The 19,246-nt window shown below is 49.0% G+C and carries 22 protein-coding genes; 2 read left to right on the forward strand and 20 right to left on the reverse strand.

The annotated features are described in order from the left end of the window. The first annotated feature begins 65 nt into the window (after positions 1-65). Both AC6I8M_RS16625 and AC6I8M_RS16630 read left to right on the forward strand, forming a co-directional pair. Complete coding sequence (locus tag AC6I8M_RS16625) at positions 66-593, forward strand: tail fiber protein (RefSeq protein WP_498013492.1); 528 nt, start codon at positions 66-68, stop codon at positions 591-593. Positions 594-600: 7 nt separating this feature from the next. After that, entirely contained in the window at positions 601-1,191 is a 591-nt protein-coding gene (locus AC6I8M_RS16630) for a tail fiber assembly protein (RefSeq protein WP_022549149.1), read from the forward strand. Here the strand turns inward: AC6I8M_RS16630 and AC6I8M_RS16635 are convergent. From AC6I8M_RS16635 to AC6I8M_RS16730, 20 genes are all read right to left on the reverse strand, one after another. Then, positions 1,108-2,184 carry a hypothetical protein gene (locus tag AC6I8M_RS16635; protein WP_498013512.1) on the reverse strand — a complete coding sequence of 359 codons (1,077 nt, stop codon included), beginning with the start codon at positions 2,182-2,184 and terminating at the stop codon, positions 1,108-1,110. The two genes, AC6I8M_RS16630 and AC6I8M_RS16635, sit on opposite strands and share 84 nt — an antisense overlap. Beyond that, positions 2,168-2,758 (reverse strand): YmfQ family protein, encoded by a 591-nt coding sequence (locus AC6I8M_RS16640; RefSeq protein ID WP_010615880.1) that lies wholly within the window; start codon positions 2,756-2,758, stop codon positions 2,168-2,170. Before AC6I8M_RS16640 ends, AC6I8M_RS16635 begins: the two co-directional genes overlap by 17 nt. 5 nt (positions 2,759-2,763) lie before the next feature. Next, positions 2,764-3,834, reverse strand: coding sequence for a baseplate J/gp47 family protein (locus tag AC6I8M_RS16645; protein WP_058948875.1), 1,071 nt, complete (start codon positions 3,832-3,834; stop codon positions 2,764-2,766). Further along, entirely contained in the window at positions 3,824-4,228 is a 405-nt protein-coding gene (locus AC6I8M_RS16650) for a phage GP46 family protein (RefSeq protein WP_010615878.1), read from the reverse strand. The genes AC6I8M_RS16645 and AC6I8M_RS16650 overlap by 11 nt, the downstream gene beginning before the upstream one ends. Before the next feature lie 11 nt (positions 4,229-4,239). Further along, the gene (locus tag AC6I8M_RS16655; protein ID WP_010615877.1) at positions 4,240-4,806 is read right to left on the reverse strand and encodes a phage baseplate assembly protein V; all 567 of its coding nucleotides are present in this window, start codon (positions 4,804-4,806) and stop codon (positions 4,240-4,242) included. Positions 4,807-4,853: 47 nt separating this feature from the next. After that, a complete protein-coding gene (locus AC6I8M_RS16660; protein WP_498013513.1) occupies positions 4,854-5,921 on the reverse strand; it encodes a phage baseplate assembly protein in 1,068 nt (355 codons plus the stop codon). Further along, positions 5,918-7,240, reverse strand: coding sequence for a DNA circularization protein (locus tag AC6I8M_RS16665; protein WP_498013514.1), 1,323 nt, complete (start codon positions 7,238-7,240; stop codon positions 5,918-5,920). The genes AC6I8M_RS16660 and AC6I8M_RS16665 overlap by 4 nt, the downstream gene beginning before the upstream one ends. 34 nt (positions 7,241-7,274) lie before the next feature. Beyond that, positions 7,275-9,158 carry a phage tail tape measure protein gene (locus AC6I8M_RS16670; RefSeq protein WP_498013515.1) on the reverse strand — a complete coding sequence of 628 codons (1,884 nt, stop codon included), beginning with the start codon at positions 9,156-9,158 and terminating at the stop codon, positions 7,275-7,277. 84 nt (positions 9,159-9,242) lie between these two features. Beyond that, complete coding sequence (locus tag AC6I8M_RS16675) at positions 9,243-9,566, reverse strand: phage tail assembly protein (protein ID WP_010615872.1); 324 nt, start codon at positions 9,564-9,566, stop codon at positions 9,243-9,245. Continuing rightward, positions 9,563-9,928 carry a phage tail tube protein gene (locus AC6I8M_RS16680; protein WP_010615871.1) on the reverse strand — a complete coding sequence of 122 codons (366 nt, stop codon included), beginning with the start codon at positions 9,926-9,928 and terminating at the stop codon, positions 9,563-9,565. The genes AC6I8M_RS16675 and AC6I8M_RS16680 overlap by 4 nt, the downstream gene beginning before the upstream one ends. After that, the gene (locus AC6I8M_RS16685; RefSeq protein WP_010615870.1) at positions 9,928-11,436 is read right to left on the reverse strand and encodes a phage tail sheath subtilisin-like domain-containing protein; all 1,509 of its coding nucleotides are present in this window, start codon (positions 11,434-11,436) and stop codon (positions 9,928-9,930) included. The genes AC6I8M_RS16680 and AC6I8M_RS16685 overlap by 1 nt, the downstream gene beginning before the upstream one ends. Next, positions 11,433-11,711, reverse strand: coding sequence for a DUF2635 domain-containing protein (locus AC6I8M_RS16690; RefSeq protein WP_010615869.1), 279 nt, complete (start codon positions 11,709-11,711; stop codon positions 11,433-11,435). The genes AC6I8M_RS16685 and AC6I8M_RS16690 overlap by 4 nt, the downstream gene beginning before the upstream one ends. Further along, the gene (locus AC6I8M_RS16695; protein ID WP_010615868.1) at positions 11,708-12,247 is read right to left on the reverse strand and encodes a phage tail terminator protein; all 540 of its coding nucleotides are present in this window, start codon (positions 12,245-12,247) and stop codon (positions 11,708-11,710) included. The genes AC6I8M_RS16690 and AC6I8M_RS16695 overlap by 4 nt, the downstream gene beginning before the upstream one ends. Next, positions 12,237-12,770: a hypothetical protein gene (locus AC6I8M_RS16700; protein ID WP_072216149.1), complete on the reverse strand. Its 534-nt coding sequence runs from the start codon at positions 12,768-12,770 to the stop codon at positions 12,237-12,239. Before AC6I8M_RS16700 ends, AC6I8M_RS16695 begins: the two co-directional genes overlap by 11 nt. Further along, positions 12,757-13,140, reverse strand: coding sequence for a phage head closure protein (locus AC6I8M_RS16705; RefSeq protein WP_010615866.1), 384 nt, complete (start codon positions 13,138-13,140; stop codon positions 12,757-12,759). Before AC6I8M_RS16705 ends, AC6I8M_RS16700 begins: the two co-directional genes overlap by 14 nt. Beyond that, positions 13,137-13,454: a head-tail connector protein gene (locus tag AC6I8M_RS16710; RefSeq protein WP_010615865.1), complete on the reverse strand. Its 318-nt coding sequence runs from the start codon at positions 13,452-13,454 to the stop codon at positions 13,137-13,139. Before AC6I8M_RS16710 ends, AC6I8M_RS16705 begins: the two co-directional genes overlap by 4 nt. Positions 13,455-13,504: 50 nt before the next feature. Beyond that, positions 13,505-14,758 carry a phage major capsid protein gene (locus AC6I8M_RS16715; protein ID WP_010615864.1) on the reverse strand — a complete coding sequence of 418 codons (1,254 nt, stop codon included), beginning with the start codon at positions 14,756-14,758 and terminating at the stop codon, positions 13,505-13,507. 12 nt (positions 14,759-14,770) lie between these two features. Continuing rightward, entirely contained in the window at positions 14,771-15,628 is an 858-nt protein-coding gene (locus AC6I8M_RS16720) for a head maturation protease, ClpP-related (RefSeq protein WP_058948876.1), read from the reverse strand. A 15-nt stretch (positions 15,629-15,643) separates the two neighbouring features. Continuing rightward, positions 15,644-16,972: a phage portal protein gene (locus AC6I8M_RS16725; protein WP_058948877.1), complete on the reverse strand. Its 1,329-nt coding sequence runs from the start codon at positions 16,970-16,972 to the stop codon at positions 15,644-15,646. After that, positions 16,972-19,137, reverse strand: coding sequence for a phage terminase small subunit P27 family (locus tag AC6I8M_RS16730; RefSeq protein WP_498013516.1), 2,166 nt, complete (start codon positions 19,135-19,137; stop codon positions 16,972-16,974). The genes AC6I8M_RS16725 and AC6I8M_RS16730 overlap by 1 nt, the downstream gene beginning before the upstream one ends. Positions 19,138-19,246: the final 109 nt, after the last annotated feature.

Raw genomic sequence — 19,246 nt, forward strand, 5'->3', positions numbered from 1 at the left:
CACTGGATAAACGGACTGGCGGAACGGTCAATGGCGACATTCTTTCACAGGGTGGCCAAATCGGAATGAAGGGGGATAACAGTAAGCCTTTTATTCTCGCGAATGCTGATGGCAACGTGCGCGCCTATATCTGGAAAGATAAGGGCGGTGATGGAATACACATCAATAACGGTATTGACGGCGGCGGCGATTATATTTTTCATAAAGATGGCGGTTTTCGTGCCCCTTCTTCCGTATATGCCGGAGCCGCAAGGATAGCCTCTGACGGCAATATCTACGGTAGCATGTGGGGCAATCAGTGGCTGGACGCTTACCTGGAAAAGACCTTCCAGCCCAAGGGGGCGGGTCAGGCTTACACCAAGGAGGAATCAGACGCTCGGTATGTGCAAGATGTGAAAGGGGGGGCAGTGAGCGCAATCTACACGCCAGAAAATACATCCACTGATGCCCCGAAGGGGTGTGTCATGGTGGGTATGACACTGAGTGGTGACGGCTCGACGGGGACACACGTTTATCAGGTTCGTTATTGCCCGTTGCAGATTAAAATCAATGGCGCATGGCGCACGATTTCTGACATTTCTGATTCAAAATGAGGTCACTATGGAATTAAAAAATGTCTCCTGCTACTCCCCGGATAACATGCCCTATGGTCATGGTGTCCAGTATTTTAAGAGTGAAGACGGTCAGGATTTTTATGAATCGCTGAACCTGTTCACCAAAAAATACACACTCTGCATAGAACCCGATACCGGTATCATTCGTTCAATGGCTGAAGATGTATCCTCCCTCTACCCCGCAGGATTTACCGTTGTCGACGTCGATGAACTGCCTGATGGTGTGGATATCTCCGGTGACTGGCTATTTGAGGGTGAAAAAATAGTCCCCCGCATCCCGACTCAGGGTGAACGTGTTGCGAAAGCAAAGTTTAAGAAAGCCGCGTTGATGCAGCAAGCCTCCACCGTTATTGCCCCGCTACAGGATGCGGTAGACCTCGATATGGCAACGGATGCCGAAAAAGCGTTACTGCTGTCCTGGAAAAAATACCGCGTGCTGCTTAATCGTATCGATCTCAGCGCAGCCACGGATATCGACTGGCCAGATCCTCCTTCAGAAACCAATCGCCAGAACCACGGTTTCAAGGCTGTTATCCACCGTCACCCTGACGATCCCGTTATCGACCAGATGGGCTGACTGTGATTGACGATCTGCATGAAAATTTATCGCAGAAGCAACATAGCCGATACAGAACAATCCCGCGCTGGGAAATTTCATGGGCAACGGGAAATCATAGGTTCCTTCCCTTTTATCTTTTCCATATCTTGCCCACTGGATAATCAACCCCGTGTCCCCGCATTTCCACCATCCGTTGACTTCCATTTTCGCGGTATTCGCTTTGCCGTAGGCCCCTTTAGGCTGGAAGGTCTTTTCCAGGTAAGCGTCCAGCCACTGATTGCCCCACATGCTACCGTAGATATTGCCGTCAGAGGCTATCCTTGCGGCTCCGGCATATACGGAAGAAGGGGCACGAAAACCGCCATCTTTATGAAAAATATAATCGCCGCCGCCGTCAATACCGTTATTGATGTGTATTCCATCACCGCCCTTATCTTTCCAGATATAGGCGCGCACGTTGCCATCAGCATTCGCGAGAATAAAAGGCTTACTGTTATCCCCCTTCATTCCGATTTGGCCACCCTGTGAAAGAATGTCGCCATTGACCGTTCCGCCAGTCCGTTTATCCAGTGCATTTTTTGCACAATCTACCGTTTCCGTTAAACCAAGGTTTTTTATAAAAAGATTCTTGTCCGGGATGTCTGCGCCATTTTGATTTAATAAATTAATCACTGTTTCCGAAAATTTCGCATCATTGCCAAGGGCTTTTGCAAGTTTGTTTAGCGTATTCAAATCTACTGTCGAACCATCAACTAACACGAGTTTCGCTTTATTCGCTTCTGCCTCAGACAATTGTTTCACCGCTTGATAAAGCTGGTCATGCTGGCTTTTATTCAGCCGAATACCTGCACGCTCGATAACGGTACAAACTTCCTCTTGTAGCGCATCACAAATATCACTATTCAATTTAGTTGACGGTGTGCCAGTAGTGGGATCGCCGTTGGTAAACCCGTTTTTCCCCTGCCCAAATTTATCTTTTTGGGCGGTAGAGGTATCAATTCGATGCATCATTTTCTCCTTTAGTGTAGGCAAACAGGACTTGGGTATGTGAAGGACACTGGCGCTCAATAACACACTCCACGGCGCTATCTCCCCACGTCCTAATCGACTCATTGCAAGAACTGGTACAGCTAATCCAGCGTACATTCGCTTCAGCAGGAATATTTACCTGCCAGTAATAGCGCCACTTATCGCCCCAAGTCGGATCTGGCGAACTATCAAGATGTTGAAATTGTTCTATTGTTGCTGTTGGATAGCCCAATATTTCCAACTGCTTTTTGAAAAAAGCCTCATTAATACCGCCCACGGTATTCACCTTGGCATCAAGAACCCGTTGCCTTTCTTCTAGCGTTTGCGTTCTATTAGCGAGGCATTTATCCGGCAGCCCGCATAATTTTTCGTAACGGTTAATTAATTCAACCGATTGGGCTGGGTTAATTTCAATCATCAGGCTATCAGCATGTTGATGAGCTTGTGCCAGTGAAGGGGCTAGCCCTTTAATGAGCGGATCTTCTTCATCCCATGCTGGGCCGGGCGGTAATAACGTTCGCAACAATTGCGTATATTCGTCGTCAAGATTTGTCATGATGCTCATTCCTTATATTTTGCCCACGTTACTTCACCCAATACCGGCACTTCCGTCTGGGCTAATTCAATATCTCCCGTTGGCGCAATAAGACGATGAGCGACTTCACCTGCCGCAAGACTGATGGCTTCAGTGAGTCTTGAAAGAAAAAGCTTGCTGCCGGGCTCGCCTTCTCGTTGTAAGAAGGCTTTGATTTCTGCGATGACAGCGGCTCGAATTTCGGATGTATCCGTTGATAAGGCAAGCGAGAGAGGGACGCTTTTTTCTGTTACCGCAAAAACCGTTAAGCCACCACCCGCAACGGGGGCAAGGGGTAAGATGTGCTCTCTGACTTTGGTTAATATTTCCTGTGTGGGGGCAGGATGATCTACATCATCACTGGCAACCATGACCCCAACTGTGCCGATACCGTTCTTGTGTCGATGTGTCCATGCTCGGCTTATTCCCAGGACTTCTTTCGCCCAACGAACATAATCACTATCCGCACCCCCTTGCGGCGTATCGTACCAGCGCGCCATGATACGTTGTCGCCAGCTATCCAAATCTTCAATATCGGCTCCTGTCCTGATGTTATCGGCATAACCGGTCGAAGATAAACCAGAAATAGGCGTAGCAAGTCGTAGCGCAATGCCGTCCTCACAATTGCCAGCCTGACCGCTGCTTTTTGCAACGACGGGTACGCGAAGTACACCCTTTGCTGATGTTGCTGAGGCCGTTGTGGTGTATATTTGACCATCATCACGGTGTATTTCAGTGTCAGCGGGCAGCGATAGGGCATTTTGTACCCCCTCCCACCGAACAAATCCGCTCGCGTTGGTTGCACCTTTGCGGGGACAACGCTTGATATTACCGTGTCGGGTCAACCAATCTTCATCGGCTAAATCCGGCAAGATATTACGCGCTAAATAATCGATATAGCCGTACAGGGTATGAATAGCGGCGGCCTGTACTCTGGCGTACACCTCGGCATCGAGGCGACGCAATACGCTATCTTCATTAAATCGCGTGAGCAAATCACCGCGAATGGTGTCTATCAGTTGTGGCAGGGTCGGGCGCGAAAAACCGCTATTTTGCATGGATCACGCTCCACAAATTGTTGATGGTTATCGTTTTTATGTTATGGTCAGGCAACGTCAGGATGACAGTTGCCATTAATCTATCGATGCCTGAGCGTACTACCTCAATATCAACCCGAAGCGCTACCCCGTCCTCCGTCATCCACTTGAGCGCCTGAGCGATATATTCCTTCGCTCTTTGCGCCGTTTGATGGGTTAAGGTCGTGCGTTTCAGCAGATGTAATCGAGAGCCAATCCGGTCATTTTGTACGGTCGGCCAAGTATCGCCCCACCACCCAAACTGCGTATCTGTGTCATCATCCGGTTCAGAGCGTCGCCAGGTGAAAAGCGATATCATCACTGCCCGCTTGAGCCGTTCCTGATCGGGTAACGCTGTATTCACTTTTTTATTCATCAGTATGTTATTTACATCTGTTGATTGGGCTTGCCTGTTATGCCACCGCTATCACCTTTGTGATCGTGGGTATTGTACTGCGCTCGCATGGTGCTCAATGAGCCGGTTTTGTCCTGTACTTCTGCCTGTGAAACGATGGATTGTGCCGCCGTGATCTTTCCCGGCGTTTCTACTTGTTGTGTGTCCAGCACGATCTTGTTTTTGGCGTGAATAATAAAAGTGTCCGTGGTCGCTTCTATCAATCGTCCACGCTTGAACATGATGCTGTCGCCTTCGTCCGTGTAGATCGCTACTTCACCGCTTTTTAGCCCTTTTATCCGGTAGCGCCGATCAGCAACGCTAATCACTACGCCATGCGAGCGATCACCACCCAGGAACAGGGCAACCCCTTCCGCACCAGCATGCGCTGTTGAGGTAAACCCGTAAGGCTCCAGATATTCCATTCCGCTTTTTGTTTCACCTGCCACTAACGAGATATCCACTTGCTGGCAAGCGAGGGTGCTATTTACCCCTCGCACAACGACCCTTGACCACAGGCGCAACAAGACTCGCTGTAGCATGGCTACGGCGTTTTTCATTAATAAATCTCCTGCTTAATAAAGGGTGATATCGCTTTAGATATCTGTTACCAATCCTCTTCTGCGGTCAGCACTTTCAATTCCTCAAGCGGCGGAATATACGCGGCTTCGGGTGCAATACGGAGTTCACAGCGTGTTCCGCCTTCATCCTGCATATAAACAACTTCGCTAATGACCAGTTCCCGATTGTTAAAGCCGAGCACAGGATCAAAAACAATAACCCTCTGGTTAGGTTTCCACAGACTGCCGTCACCTTGCCGCCAACCTTGCACCGTATAAGTGGTTTCCTCGGTTCTGGCTGCCCGTTGCTGCGCTTCAAATTGACTCCGAGCGCGACAACTGGCTCCGGTTGCATTGCCGGATTGCTGGATATGTTGCGGACGATAGCGCGTTATCTGGCTATCCCTGGCTCTGGCGCGGAGTACTGTCAGCGTGGCTTCCCCGAAATCGTCATCATCACCCGAACCCGATCGTTGACCTGCTACTTGATATTCAGAAAAGCGTTCACGGATACTTTGCTCGGTATCACAGGTAAGAATATTTTCACCCCAGACCAGCGCGGTGGTGGCTCTGTCATTACCAACCAAACCAATTAATAAATTGCCGTCTTCGTCATCCCAGGCGAGCGCCTGTTGGCTTCCTAGCGCCTTGTTTAGTACTTCGTGTACTGTTTCGCCGTAATCGGCCTGAAAAGCCTGTAGCGGCGTTTTTGGGGCCTTTTGGCTGATGACCTTAATGCTAAACGGTTTTGCCAGTTCTGACGCGATTTGATGTAAGGTTTTGCCCGTAAAAAGCGTAGTATTCGCAGCACAGTCGATTAAATCCGCTGTCTTACTACGACCACTGATACCAACATGGATACTTTTAGCGTCATAACGTATCGGTGTGGCTTCAATCCAGCCGGTGAGGACTTTATCCTGACCGATGAGGACGTCGACAAGTTCACCTTTTTTAATTCTGGGCTGTAGTGGTAAGCTTCCTGATTCACCAGGCCATTGGCGGGTGATTTCTACATTGAAATCGCGTGAGAGTCGCTCTATGCCTGCTGAAATCTGTACCCGCGTCCAGCCCCCCCATTCGCGCCCGTTGACGCGTAATATCACGTGATTACTCATCTTGCGGGTACTCTCAAAGGTTTCACTGGCATAAAGCCAGGATGATTAACCGCATTCCGGCTGGTGATATCGGTTTCCCGTGCCGCATTGTCATACCACTTGGCGGCCAGAACCAGCGCCGGTAGCACTGCCTCGGGCGTGCGTGTTACCGTTTTTTCAACTTGCGCCAGTCGTGTTGCAATATCCCGGTTAGCATCGGTTTTCACCTGTTGCAAGGCAAGGAACAGCGCATCGTCAAGCGTTAATGCTTGTTCGTGTTCGATAGCTTGATTCAGTGTTTCTCGCACGGTGACCAACGCATCCCACGTAACTGCCGCTACCCTTTCCATCGGGCTATCTTTCTTATGCAAAGCAGCATGCAAGGCGGGATGGGAAATATTGACGTGTATCTGACGTTTTCCACGTTGATTAACCGGTAATAGGGCAGTACGTGGCGGCGGCAATTGCGTCAGTCGCCAGGTTGCCTCATGGATCGCCGTCGTACGCACCAAAGCCGCAATCCGATTACTGTGCCTGCGTTCAGCCCGTACACTGGGTCTATCGCTTTTCCAGACTCCACGCGGGGCTAAATCATTCCCCAGCGTAACACCCGCTAGCGTTTTAATTTGCTGTGCCAGCATCAAGGCATCTTTCCCAGTACGTCTGCCCGCACGCCACATTCGTTGTATCGTTTCGACCAGGCTTTTACCGGATGAGCCGGGCTTTAAGATCACTGAAATATCGCCATGCAGTAGCCTTGACGCGGCAGTAATGCCGCTATCAATAGTGTCAAAGGTTTTGGTGACGTTGTTAATCATGCTTTTAGTACGTGCTAACACGCCAGCCTGTGCAAAATCCGGTAAACCTTTTAAGCCCACGTTAGCAAACGTTTCACCAATGCGATCGTTCAAGGCTGAACTGGAAGAAATTAGCGTTTGTCCCGTCGCAACACCTGCTGTTGGGAAAGAAAGCTCGCCAGCCTCAACTACATTAAAGCTGACGCGACACATCCTGCCATCGCGCCCGCTATGGCTTACTCTCACTTCACCGTCAATACAGACAGCTATTTCACCGTAGTAGGGATGTACCAGCGTGCCCGGCCCTGGCGTATCAATAGCCACAATGAGTCGATCTCTGTCCTCGAAGAAATCATTACCGATCAGATAGGCGTTGATAGTAAATCGTCGTGTGGCGCGTCCCAGATCTTCGGTATAGGGCTTATCCCTGTTGGGGTATTCATGAACCTGTACCCGCCGTCCGAAAGTCCCCTCGTCGTCTTCCACCTGAAACGGCACGCCGCGAAAGGACGCTGGACGCAGGTTATCTTTCCAGTAACTCATCACCCCTCCTTAAAAAGAAAAACCGCCGAAGCGGTCACTGTCTGGAAAATCGGTTATAGCCGACATCGTAACTTAGCCAGGGTAGGGCATTACTAACTGGGGCGACACGCATGCCCGGTGGGGTATTTTCAAAGATAAGCCTGACTTCACCGTCTCGTGTCTCGTTTTTGCCAAATGAATCAAGGGTATTAGGGGGATCTTCCTTAAATTGCCAGTCACCCTTGTCATCTTTAAGTAAATGACTGTTGCCAATAATTGAACGACCAAACTCGCTCCAATCCCGGGCTGTCCTGAGGTTTTGAAACCATTCATTACCCCCAAACACCGCATTAAGACCCTTGTCAACAAGCGGTTCGACGCCCATAGATATCCCCCCAATCAGCCCGGCTTTTCCCAGTACGCCCTTGATGCCAGAGGGACTGTTTTTAGCCAATGTTTTCATCTCACGGGTGACATGCTGAATCGATTTCACCATATCGACCGCCCATTTTGTCGTAACAAAAACCAGAATGCCTGCGAGCACGGTTTCCCAACCGCCGATTGCCTGAATAACGCCATCAATATCTTTCCAGACCGCTTTAATAATCGGGCCGATCGTTTCCCAGTTATCGACGATAAGTCCACCGCCTATGACCATTAACGAGACCAGCTTACCCAACGTCGACATTTTCATCACACTGTTAAAAATCCTGAAAGCACGGGTAACAACACCGACTGCTGTCGCCGTTCCCAGCAGATAAGCACCCCACTTGGCGAAGGATTTAATCAGTTCTGGATTGGCTTTTACCCAGGTGTGAAATTGTTCAATCAACGGCTGGATTTTCTCTGTCGTTTCAACAATGGAAGGCAGAAAAATACTTCCGATACTCACGCTGGCAACATGCATCTGATTTTTAATCAGTTGGATAGCATTTGCCGTGGTTGCCGCGCGACTGGCGTACTCCTTCTGCATCGAGCCGCCGTACTTTTGTTTGTCGGCTACCCTATCCAGATTAACTTCCAGTAATTCAAGGTTGGTCAGCAGCGGGGCAATGGCTGAAAGTGATTCAGAGCCAAACAGTGAATTTAATAAGGAGGTTTGCTCTGCTTTAGGGACTTTTTCTATTGCCTTTAGCACCATCAACATCGCGCCTTTTGCATCTTTCTGCATCTGTGTCGCGAGTTTTTTGGGGCTTATTTTTAAGGCTCTTAAGGCTATTTTTTGCGATTTTGTCGCGGATTTCCCCTTGGTTAACGCCAACATAAAGTTCTTGATGCCGGTTGCCGCCACCTCTGACTCAACCCCCATCCCGGCAATGGTTGCGCCAAGTGCCGCAATTTCACCCGATGCCAGGCCCGCGACTTCACCCAGCGAGCCAATACGGGTCACAATTTCAGAGATTTTGGCGGCATTAGCTGGCCCGTTATTGCCAAGGTAGTTGATTTTATCGGCAAGCGAGACCACATCATTTTGCGTTAATCGGAAGGCGGTACGCCACTGTGCCATCATCTGCCCGGATTGCTCCGCCGTCTGGTCAAAGGCGATACCCATTTTTACCGCGGATTGGGCGAAGGACATCAGTTCTTCTTTCGCTATCCCCGCCTGACCGCCTGCGGCCACAATCTGCCCAATGCCATCGGCTGCCATCGGGAGTGTTGTCGACAGCTTAAGGATATCTTCTGACATCTGCCTGAATTGTTCTGGCGTATCAAAATCAACCACCTTGCGGATATCGGCCATCGTCGACTCAAAGTCTATTGCCTGCTTGATGGGGCCCGCCATGGCAGTAACAATCCCCGCACCTAATGCCGCCGCGCCTGCCATTCCCGCGCTAAACTCTTTCTTGAAGGTCTTCATTTCACGCCGCATCCCCTTTAGCGGGGCGGAGAGTTTATCAACGGCAGTGATAATTGCTTTTAACTCAAAACTATTCGCCACTGTGTCGTTCCTTATTGATGCGAACAGCCTCTCCCTCCAGTTCAAGGAACTGACTCAGCGGATGTCGGCGTAATTCAAGGGGATTTAGTCGCCAGAACCAGGCAACGTTGTAGAATCGTCGTCTGAGACTGCCAGGCTCTGGGCACCGGTAAAAAAACTCACGATGGTCATTGAGGCGAGAAAGACATCATGTAGCGCCATCTGTTGCGCAGAAGAGCGGGGGATCCCCGCCAGTTCAGGCAGATAAGACAGGGCGGAGCGGGTATCCAGCCGCATATCGCCTCGTTCAGAGTAACTAAAAGGGATGCCGTATTTTTCTACCTGATCAAACGTGGGTTCCTGAATTTCCAGGACGGTGACTTTGTTATTGTGTACCTGAATCGGCTTACTCAGTGCTATTGATTTCATTGATAAAATCCTTCATCTCCGTGAAACTCCATCTCGACCGTGCCTTCGTCAGCATTATGTGAAGATTCGCCGGATAGCCACGCGCCTGACAACACATAAACCATGCCGTTAGCCAATTCGGCAGTAATGGTCATTTCATCTGCTGTAGTAAGTTTTTCTATTGGAAAACGTCGCTCAACTTTAAATTCTGCCTTGATATAAGGCGCACGATGCGTTTCCTTGTAATGCACACTGCCATCAATGCCCATAAGGTCTTCCCGGATAACCGTATTCATCGGCACTTCTACACTGCCATTCAATGAGAGTTGCTGCCCATCGACCTTAAAATAGCAGGTGCCGCCTATTTTTCTTTTTCCCGTCATCACACCACCTCACCCTGGTTATATTGCAGCCTGAATTGATTCGCCAACGCAAATACCCGCAGTTGATTGATATAATCCGCAGGAAAAACGACATCAATCCGATTAGGATCATTGGCGTTGCGCTCAACGATGAGATGTTGACGAAAAGCATCGAAATTCTCGACAATGCCTTCGCGCTCTAATTGGCGATAAACCGCACAGAGTTCACCTTTAATCACGGCTGGCGTAACAATCGCTTGACCTGCACCGAATCGGGTACCGTCACTGGCCAGTTTTTGCCGCCCGTACTTGCTGGTGATCACCGATTTCAATCGCCGCAAAACATAGGCACTGGTATAGAGTGTTTCACTGTCCAGATAGCTGTTATCGGCCACGCCGTAACTGTTTTTCTGGTAGGTCGTCACATCGCGCTGAATGCGTAATACACCGCCTTCGACAATGGCGGTAGCGATACAGTGTGAAAGCAGGGATTGCTGCTCCGCCAAGGTGAAGCGTTTGCCCGACGGCGCGGGTAACACCCCGTTTAACTCGCCGGTGTGGGTCGGTCTGGCCGGATCATTGCGCAAAAATATCGCGCACCGTGCCAGTCGTGCCGCAACCAGTTCATCCAGCGCAGTTTGTATTGCAGGTTCGTATCCGGCGATAGTGAGATGCGGATCATTCAAGGTGTCGCCAAAAGCGACCAGTTCACCGACCATCGCTTTTTTTGCGGTATAAACATGACCGTATAACCGTTGATAAGGACTCCAGCGACCGTTCGTGTCGTTCATCGCCGCGCTCATCTTTTGCAAAGAGGCAGCATCAGAGAAAGGCAGCCCAATAAAATCAAATAATAAGTCACCCATTGCGCTGATAACGCTATCCATATCGGGGGAGCCAGCACCGCCACTCATGGCAGTAATGGTAATATTAAGACCGTGAGGCGTATTCTCACCGCCTGTCGGTGAATAATAGTTCATCATCAAGGGAATATCGTTGCCAGTTAACCCTCTATGCTTTGCGGTCAAGCTGATTTTTCCAGATGAAATTGCCGCGGTGACAGGCAAATCTTCGTTGTCATTGATCGCTTTACCCAGGGCGGCTGCAACGGTATTCTCCGTATCCGATTTCTTGACAGCAGATAAAATACGCTGGTTGCTGATATACAGCGTAACGACACCGGAATCGGTTGCGGTGCCACTAATGGCAATCTTGCCTGTTGCTTTCGTCCCCTTGGTTTCAGGTACAGCAGGTACAGCAATGACAAACAGTTCACCTATCGCATCAATCCGACGGTAGGCTTGCACCATGCGGTGCAACTGGCTGCCCCGACCGGCTAACTGTTGCATCATTTCTGCCGAGGGCATGATCATCGGTGAATTCAAAGTCATTTGTGCAGTGGGTAATGCATGACCAATGAGCAGTGCGGGGCCGCTGGCTTGCATCGTATTGGCAGCGCTGTTATCCATTTCGGGATAAAAACCAGGCACACGCAGATTCGCGTTCACGGTATTAAAGCTAATGGTCATTCCTGAGCCTCCTCTTTAGCTTTTTTTAGCTTATTTTTTGTGGTATCAATCGCATCTTGATTGATTGCAAGAGGGGGATTGTCGGATTCACTCACTTCCTCAATATCATCGTCCTGTTTTCTTCTTATCCAAAAAAGCGTTTTTTCAACACGTAATCCTTCTTCTGGCAAATATTCACCAAAATACTCTTTGGTATCGCGCATATATTGCGGAATAGGCACTTTTCGTCCGTGCTTAGGCTTAATAAAAACAATTTCTGGTTGTGTCCCTATCATTTTATATTTATCTCCAGATGCGATTTTACGTTGCCTGACTGTTCGTTTAGGTCAATAGCAACGGCATGCAAATCGGGTAAATGGTTCAGGTCAGCATCGTGGCGGGTATCTTCGGCGTTGATGTCTGTTTCAGTATTAAATTTAAACAGGTAATGATATTCAGCCCGGTTTGAATCGGCTTCCTCCGCGCCGGCATAATTAATTGCACCACAACCCGGCTCTGGCTGCCAACCGAGTAATGCCCGCCAGATTTCAGACCTGACTTCATTTAATGTGTCGACAGAGGGATATTGTCCCTTTTGATTACGTGCATTATTTAAAATCACCACGACATAAAAACTTTCGGTTAATGATTGCCAATAATCCGTTTGTGACCGTTGTTCACCGACCACATCTTCTCCCGGAATAACGTAAGCAGCGGGTAAAGCCAGTTTGCCGCAATCCGGTAAATCCTCATATTGAGAGACACTGCCTACTCTGTTTTCAAAACGGGGGCACAAGGTTCGTAATGCCGCAATAATCGGACTAAGTTTCATGATCCTTTCCTTTTCTTCTCTCTGCCCGCAGTGATTGACGCAGTGCTTTCTTTAGCGTGTAGCTTGTCCAACTTTTCAGCCGCGTTAACGTGGCGATCATGTAATTTTGACGTTTCTCAATACGCCACCCTCCGCGTTGGTGGTGACGTTTTTGTCGTTTGTGCTGTTTAGACATACCGTGAGAAGCGCTACGTACCCCGTAATGCAGAAAAACAGGATAAAAATCGCCTTCAATCGGTTTACTGCCGACACCGCGTTTCTGATTGGGGGCGATCTTAACCATTAACCCGGGTCGTCGTGATGTCGCTTTCGGAACGTAATAACCAATAGATCGCGCTAATCGTCCGGTTTGCCACCGTGGGGTTTCACCGGGTCGTGAACGGCCACCCCGCTTCATCAGTTGACGACGTGCTGCTTTCAGATGCATTTGGCCGACTTTCACAAAAGCACGACGGATCCTTGCGCGATTAAAGACAAATTCTTTGGGTTGATGAAAATCAATATGGAGATTATCCAAAATCATTTCCTCTTTCTGGTTGACTGCTCATTTCTTCACAAGAAAAAGACAGAAACCGTCCCGCACTGTTGATATCAGTAACGCCCCGTATGATATAGACAACACCGTTAATTACCGCTTGATCACTTGAGTAAAGCGATTGTCTGTATCTCACAATGATTTTATGCGTGACGGTTTTGTTGATTTGAAAAGAATGGAGGCGAAGTGTGTCACTCACGGGGATCAATTTTCCCCAGACGGTATGCTGGTCTTGATTTGCTGCCTGTATCCCGCTACCGCCTATCGGTTCATCCTGTCGCGTATAAAACAACACGCGCTTATTTAACTCCCCAGGATCGGGGAAACGGGAATACGGTCTGCTATAATGCGGTTTCATAGTCCGCTCAGCCTGTAGTCATCCACTAAAAACTTAAAAAACGGAAAAATAGACCACTGTTCCATGTCGGATATACCCCCACGATGCTCATATAACCCCGTCACCAATAGCAACATCCCCTGAATAATCGCCGCATTGATAACCAGGCCGTTAGGGTCAGTTTCAGGCACGGAGGCTTTGTAGAGATTACGGTTAAGGTGTGCGATGGTTTTTTGCTCTACGGCGACGATATAACTATCAAGCAGTACATCTTCACTGTTATCGTCTAATGCAATCCTGCATTGTCGTTTGACCTGTTCTTTGTCAATAAACATGTTGGTTTATTTCCAGTAAAAAAATGGCCTACATGGATAGGCCATTGTGTTTAACGTTGATTACTCTCCGTTATTCCCGCCTTTCCCGCACCACCTGAAACCTCTATCTTGGTTAAGTCACCTTTGATAAACGCTTCGGGGCGGTAAACCGCCAGCGCCAGACGCTCTTCGCAACGAATCGAAATCATATTCTTTTCAAAATCATCGGTATTCTCGGTACTGATCACCACGTTTGCTTCTTCACGGTCAAACAGTTGCGCACCTAAATTGAAAGCCCCCACCAGGAATTTATCTTTAAACTCAGCGGCTTCTGTGACGACAACGGGTAAGCCCCACAACGTCGGTGTTGTCAGGGCTGCCGGATTGGAAAGGAGATAACGCCCCAGCGTATCCTTGATAAGTTCAATCTGTGCCCAGTTGGTAAAGTGCAACACATGGCCTGTCGCGGGGATCCGTGCCAGTTGCGCTTGTAGCATGGCAAGCCGTAGATCATCGATCGCGGTTCGATGTGCTGGTTTTAATTCTGCTTTGAATTCAGTGGCTTGAGTAAAGATCCCGTTCAGGTTTGAACCGGTACCGTCACCGAAGAGAATTTGCTGCTCTTCAACGTATTTCAGGCCATAACGTAGCTCCATATCGATAAGGGAGGCCAGTTGCGAAAAGTCATCCAGAATTTGCTTGGAGGCTTTAAACATATGGGCAATCGTGCGAACGGGGACTGTTGCCTCTTCAAATTCAATCGTGCTATAGGGCTTGGCGGTATTTTCCGCGACAGTCTTGGCATTATTGGTAAATCCTTTCTGCTTCACGTAATAAATCGTGTTGCTTTGCGTTTTGCCACTGGCAATCAAATCACGAATGAACAACCGTTGCTTCGGCTTGGTCAAGATGTCTGATTGACGGTCTGGTGCGACAATCGTTCCGGTGACATCCGATGAAATAAGTGCTGCGTTAATCGGGGCTATTACCCGTTTACTGGATTCCATGCCCGAGCCTAAAGCCTGCACTACCTCCATGCCAACCACCTGTTGACCGATAGAACTCACCACGTTCAACGCATTGGCGACCGGCATTTGGGTAATATGTTGTTCAACTTCGCCTACCTGGGCTTTCAGGGTTTTTTCTGCTTCACGTAAGGCGTTCAGTTCAACCGCCATTTTATCAACGGCTGCTTTGGTTTCAGCGGAAAGCTCACCCGATTTTTGCGCTTCCTTCAGGGCTTTCTCTGCCTGGGCGCTATATTTGCTGCTGGCTTCTTCAATAGAAGCCGTTACTTTCTTAAACATTTCATTAATATCAGACATGTTGTCTCCAGTTTAATGAGGTATCGACACCAGACGACGCAAGGCATTATCCAGTTGTGTCAAGGTCTCGGAAGAAACATCAGGGGTAGCGGACAGCGTACCGTGAGAGGGCGTGATAGCGCCCGGCATATCACCCCGTAAAGCTTTAAATAACCGTCGGCGTTCAGCGCGAGGTGTATTGGTTTTCGCCAACAGTGCATCCAGTTTTCTCAGTGCGGCGGTAGGCGAATCGTTATCCTGTTGTGTGCTATCAGCGGGCAGGAAGGCATCCGCAAACCCTTTCTCCACCGCTTCGCCGCCATTAATCCAGGTTTCATTATCCATCATCGCGGTGACCGTCTTTTCATCCATGCCGGTTCTGGCGACGTAAACATCCCGCATGGCAAAATCAAAGGGGGTCATTTTTTCGGCAATGTCGGCAAAGTCATGGCGATTACCGACGGCCATACCCCAGGTGTTGTGGATCATCAGAAAAGCACTTCGCCCGATTTGTATCTCATCGCCTGACATGGCAATGATTGAAGCCGCAGAAGCCGCTAATCCCAATATTTTCACGGTCACTTTGCCAGCATATTCACGGAGTTGATTGAAGATAGTCAGCCCTTCAAACAGATCGCCACCCGGCGAATTGATATTGACGGTAATATCTTTACCTTCCAGTGAACGTAATATTGCGCCAATTCGTTTAGCGGTGATCCCTTCACCTGCCCAATCCTGCCCAATCGTCTCAAATATCGATAGTGTATTATCATCCTGGCTTGATGCCCTGATACTGCTGTTCCATTTTGCTAATGCTGACGGTGAAATTTCACTGGTCATTTTCGGACAGGGAAAAACCGCCGGTAATACCGGAAGTGCATTTTTTTTCATCAGGAAAAACTCCAGTTATTCTGTTTCTTGCTGGGTGCCAGTCGGGTGATGAGATGAGGATTTTTCAGGAAACAACCAGGCATTTAGCGCCGCTCGCACTTTTTCGCCGTCATTCTCCTGCCCCAGTTGATCGAGGGGCGTCAGGTTCAACTGAACGGTATACAGGTCTCCGCCATCAATCGGCGGTAGATTTTCCAGTCTCCTCACATCATTGCGACTCATCCAGCCATTTTGTAACGCAGTCGTGTAATAGGCTGCTCGACCCGTGCTATCGGTTCTGAGCAGTCCTTCAACCGAAAATTCCGCAAAATAATCCTCGTCATTATCCAGCAGACAGCGGGCGATTTCCTGTTCAATATTGACCAGTAAGGGCCGTAATGTATTGGTCAGGAAAATCAGGTTCATCCCTTCCACGCTCGAAGCCCAACTGCTTTGTTTCGTAATATGACCGACCATAAACGGCGGAACGCGATACCAGCGGCAGATTTCTTCGACGCTATGATCGCGGCTTTCTAGCATTTGCGAGGTTTGCGGATCCAAGGTAATACCATTAAATTTCATTCCGGCTTCCAGCAGCATGACTTTTCCGGTATTTTCCGATCCTGAAAATCGCTCAAGCTCTTTATTAAACGTTTCTCGTTGCTCCTTGCTGAGTAATTTGTCGAAAGTGACAAAACCGGATGCCGACATGCCTTTCTGGAAATATCGCGCTGCCGTTGTTTCGAGCGACATCGCCGAGCCAAACACCTCACGACCCGTTTTCAACGGCATCATGCCGCAAATGCCGTCTAATCCGAACCCCCGTATGTGCATCATGTCATTATCTGCAATCACTCGCGGTTTTAATGAGGAATAACCCGGTTTGGTATCGTTGGTATAGTGGTATTCCAGTCGCCCGTTATCACGCCGTTTAACGGTGATGTTTTGGGGTAATAGAGGGACGAGGGAGACCAGACGCTGACCGACTTTCTTTTTTTCAACAAAGGCATTACCGCGTAAACACAAGCTGGCAACAATCATTTGGATAAAACGCGAAGGTGTCATTTCCAGGTTAGGACGACGACACAAGACAGGATAAGCAGGGTGTTGCTGTGCGAGGCTGCGTGAACCATCCGACTCACGGTGATAGAGTTTGAGCGGTAACGTGGATATCGATTCACTCAACAGACGCACACACGCCCAGACCGCAGAAAGTTGCAGGGCTTTATCCGTTGTCACCACTTGTCCGCTCTTACTCTGGCTATAGTCATGAAACGATGACAGCGTATCGGTTAAATTCTGTGGCACCCCTAGCCAGTTGAGCACCGCGCTTTTAATTTTGCCGGGAGATTGATGTTTTTTCACTACAGCCCTACCATAATTGGATTGGTTAAAAAGCCCTCCAGATCGCCGGTTTCTTCCTCAAGCACCTCGGCGGCCCCGATTGCCATCGCCAGCGCAACAACACCGTCAATGCGCCCGTTACTGCGGCGTTTGCTAAAAACACGATTGCCGTTTTTATCTTCTTCAATAACGGTATTTGCGGCGTTCCAACGTAGGCAGGGGTTGAAATCAATACGTAATTCGCCACCGAGAAGACGCTGCTCAAACAATTCAATGGATCTTGGCATCCAAAGGCCGGATTGTTTCGATTTGCCGAAGCCTTGTCCGTGCGGCGTTAATACCGTATTGACCCCTTCGTTTTCCAGTTCTGGCCGTAAATAATCAATATGATATGCATCGTAGGCAATACGATTGAGGGTATATCGTGCGGATAATTCCGCTATCCGTTGGGCAACAAAGCCGAGATTAATCGCATTCCCTGGTGGTGCGTTAAGATAACCTGCTCGCAACCAGGCATCATAAGGCACTCTGTCGACCCTGGCACGCTCCAGTAAGGTGTCTTTCGGTGTCCAGAACTCGACATAAGCCGTTTTTTCTTCCGGCCAATAAAGCGCCAGCGCCGTTAAATCCTGCTTGCCGGATAAATCCAGGCCACCATAGCAGGGTGAGTTTGCCAGCGACGCTAAATCCAGCGAGGTTTTCTCACACGCCATCCAGCTATCACTATTAATCCAGGGATTCTCGGCATCGACCCACTGACAGAAATTAAGACGACGAACCAGGCTCTCTTTGGCGGGCATCCCACGGGCTTGCGTGACTTGCTCCTGTAGATAGCGTTCGCTGAACGTATGCCCTAATGAGGGATTCGCTTTTTTCCAACAACCGCTATCTTTAAAGGGGTCATCGCCTTCGTCCAGCGAACAGATGAAGGCGAAAAAGCTATCATCTTCAATGCTGCCCTCTGCCACTTTACGTCCGTATTCGTGATAGTCGTAGCAGACACTGGTTTTGTTATGGCCGCTATTGGTGATCATGAAAATCAATGCCTGTTGGCGGCCTTTTGTGCCCGCCCGCATCATTTCAACAACCTGATTACTTTTGTGTTCGTGAATTTCGTCAATCAAGGCACAGTGAGGACGCGGGCCGGATTGCCCATCATCGGCACTGATAGGCCGGAAAAAAGCACGGGCTTGTAAAAATGCCAGATTCCATTCCTTACCCGCCCCACCGGATTTCTGGATACGTTTGGCCAGCTTTGGCGATTGGTCTACCATCGCGACGGCGTCACGAAACAGGATCATCGCCTGGTCTTTTTTGGTGGCAGCGGCATAGACTTCGGCTCGCGCTTCATTATCAGCAACCAGGCAATATAGCCCTATCCCCGCCGCCAGTGGCGATTTTCCCGATCCTTTTCCGGCTTCAACGTAGGCCATCCGAAAACGGCGTTGTCCTTCGTTGTTTCGCCAGCCAAAAAGAGTGCCAACGATAAAACACTGCCAAGGGAGTAAATTAAACGGCTTGCCTTCATAGATACCGCCGTTTAATTTCAATACGTTGGAAAAAAAACGGATGGCACGCTGTGCGGATCCGACATCCCACAACAGACCCCGCGTATTACCCGTCGATAAATCCCGCAAGTGACGTTGACAGGCATGACGAATATCAGGCCCGGCAATCTCCACGCCTGAAACAACTTGAGTGGCATAGTGGGTGGCCAAATCAGTGAGCGAAGAACTCGTCGAGTTCGTCCGGTTTTTTTCTTTGTCATGCGTCCTCACCTTGGTTCTTGCTGCCGGTGTTAAGCCAAATTCAACCAGATAGCTTTTAAAGCGTTTATCCGCATCCGACAGCATCGAAACGGCTGGATTTGCCCTGATTGATACGCCGTTTTGAGAATGCACCTCAAACGTTTCACCGTTGCTCTCTATCAAGGCGCGATACCGCAGGATCTCAGCGTAAATATCACACAGCCTTTCCAGTGCAAAAGCATCGGCAATCGTTAATACGCCCATGCTATTTAACAGCAGCGTTAGCCGCTCCCAGGTTTCTTTTGCCGTATTGGATAAGTATTTTGGGGGAGAGGCTGAATAGGGTGGTGGGGTAGGCTCTGCGCTATTAAGTGGTCTTCTTCCTGGATTACCGGTCACTAATTTTAAGGCGGTTGGTTTTGGGCGTCTTCCTGCCATAAATGTATCCATTTTGTTAATTTTTATAAAAATATCTGTATTTCAATAATATGCGATGTTTTGTGAAATGAGATTTCATTTCGCGACTGTGCGTACAGAGGGGGCACGT

The sequence above is a fragment of the Type-A symbiont of Plautia stali genome (assembly GCF_059731155.1).

Excerpts from the sequence above, each read along its gene's own strand:
- AC6I8M_RS16730 (WP_498013516.1), bottom strand. The coding sequence starts at position 19,137 with ATGGCAGGAAGACGCCCAAAACCAACCGCCTTAAAATTAGTGACCGGT.
- AC6I8M_RS16630 (WP_022549149.1), top strand. The coding sequence starts at position 601 with ATGGAATTAAAAAATGTCTCCTGCTACTCCCCGGATAACATGCCCTAT.
- AC6I8M_RS16690 (WP_010615869.1), bottom strand. The coding sequence starts at position 11,711 with ATGATAGGGACACAACCAGAAATTGTTTTTATTAAGCCTAAGCACGGA.
- AC6I8M_RS16700 (WP_072216149.1), bottom strand. The coding sequence starts at position 12,770 with ATGATTTTGGATAATCTCCATATTGATTTTCATCAACCCAAAGAATTT.
- AC6I8M_RS16705 (WP_010615866.1), bottom strand. The coding sequence starts at position 13,140 with ATGAAACCGCATTATAGCAGACCGTATTCCCGTTTCCCCGATCCTGGG.
- AC6I8M_RS16710 (WP_010615865.1), bottom strand. The coding sequence starts at position 13,454 with ATGTTTATTGACAAAGAACAGGTCAAACGACAATGCAGGATTGCATTA.
- AC6I8M_RS16675 (WP_010615872.1), bottom strand. The coding sequence starts at position 9,566 with ATGAAATCAATAGCACTGAGTAAGCCGATTCAGGTACACAATAACAAA.
- AC6I8M_RS16645 (WP_058948875.1), bottom strand. The coding sequence starts at position 3,834 with ATGCAAAATAGCGGTTTTTCGCGCCCGACCCTGCCACAACTGATAGAC.
- AC6I8M_RS16695 (WP_010615868.1), bottom strand. The coding sequence starts at position 12,247 with ATGAAACTTAGTCCGATTATTGCGGCATTACGAACCTTGTGCCCCCGT.
- AC6I8M_RS16640 (WP_010615880.1), bottom strand. The coding sequence starts at position 2,758 with ATGACAAATCTTGACGACGAATATACGCAATTGTTGCGAACGTTATTA.
- AC6I8M_RS16720 (WP_058948876.1), bottom strand. The coding sequence starts at position 15,628 with ATGAAAAAAAATGCACTTCCGGTATTACCGGCGGTTTTTCCCTGTCCG.
- AC6I8M_RS16680 (WP_010615871.1), bottom strand. The coding sequence starts at position 9,928 with ATGACGGGAAAAAGAAAAATAGGCGGCACCTGCTATTTTAAGGTCGAT.
- AC6I8M_RS16715 (WP_010615864.1), bottom strand. The coding sequence starts at position 14,758 with ATGTCTGATATTAATGAAATGTTTAAGAAAGTAACGGCTTCTATTGAA.
- AC6I8M_RS16685 (WP_010615870.1), bottom strand. The coding sequence starts at position 11,436 with ATGACCATTAGCTTTAATACCGTGAACGCGAATCTGCGTGTGCCTGGT.
- AC6I8M_RS16625 (WP_498013492.1), top strand. The coding sequence starts at position 66 with ATGAAGGGGGATAACAGTAAGCCTTTTATTCTCGCGAATGCTGATGGC.
- AC6I8M_RS16650 (WP_010615878.1), bottom strand. The coding sequence starts at position 4,228 with ATGAATAAAAAAGTGAATACAGCGTTACCCGATCAGGAACGGCTCAAG.
- AC6I8M_RS16660 (WP_498013513.1), bottom strand. The coding sequence starts at position 5,921 with ATGAGTAATCACGTGATATTACGCGTCAACGGGCGCGAATGGGGGGGC.
- AC6I8M_RS16635 (WP_498013512.1), bottom strand. The coding sequence starts at position 2,184 with ATGATGCATCGAATTGATACCTCTACCGCCCAAAAAGATAAATTTGGG.
- AC6I8M_RS16655 (WP_010615877.1), bottom strand. The coding sequence starts at position 4,806 with ATGAAAAACGCCGTAGCCATGCTACAGCGAGTCTTGTTGCGCCTGTGG.
- AC6I8M_RS16665 (WP_498013514.1), bottom strand. The coding sequence starts at position 7,240 with ATGAGTTACTGGAAAGATAACCTGCGTCCAGCGTCCTTTCGCGGCGTG.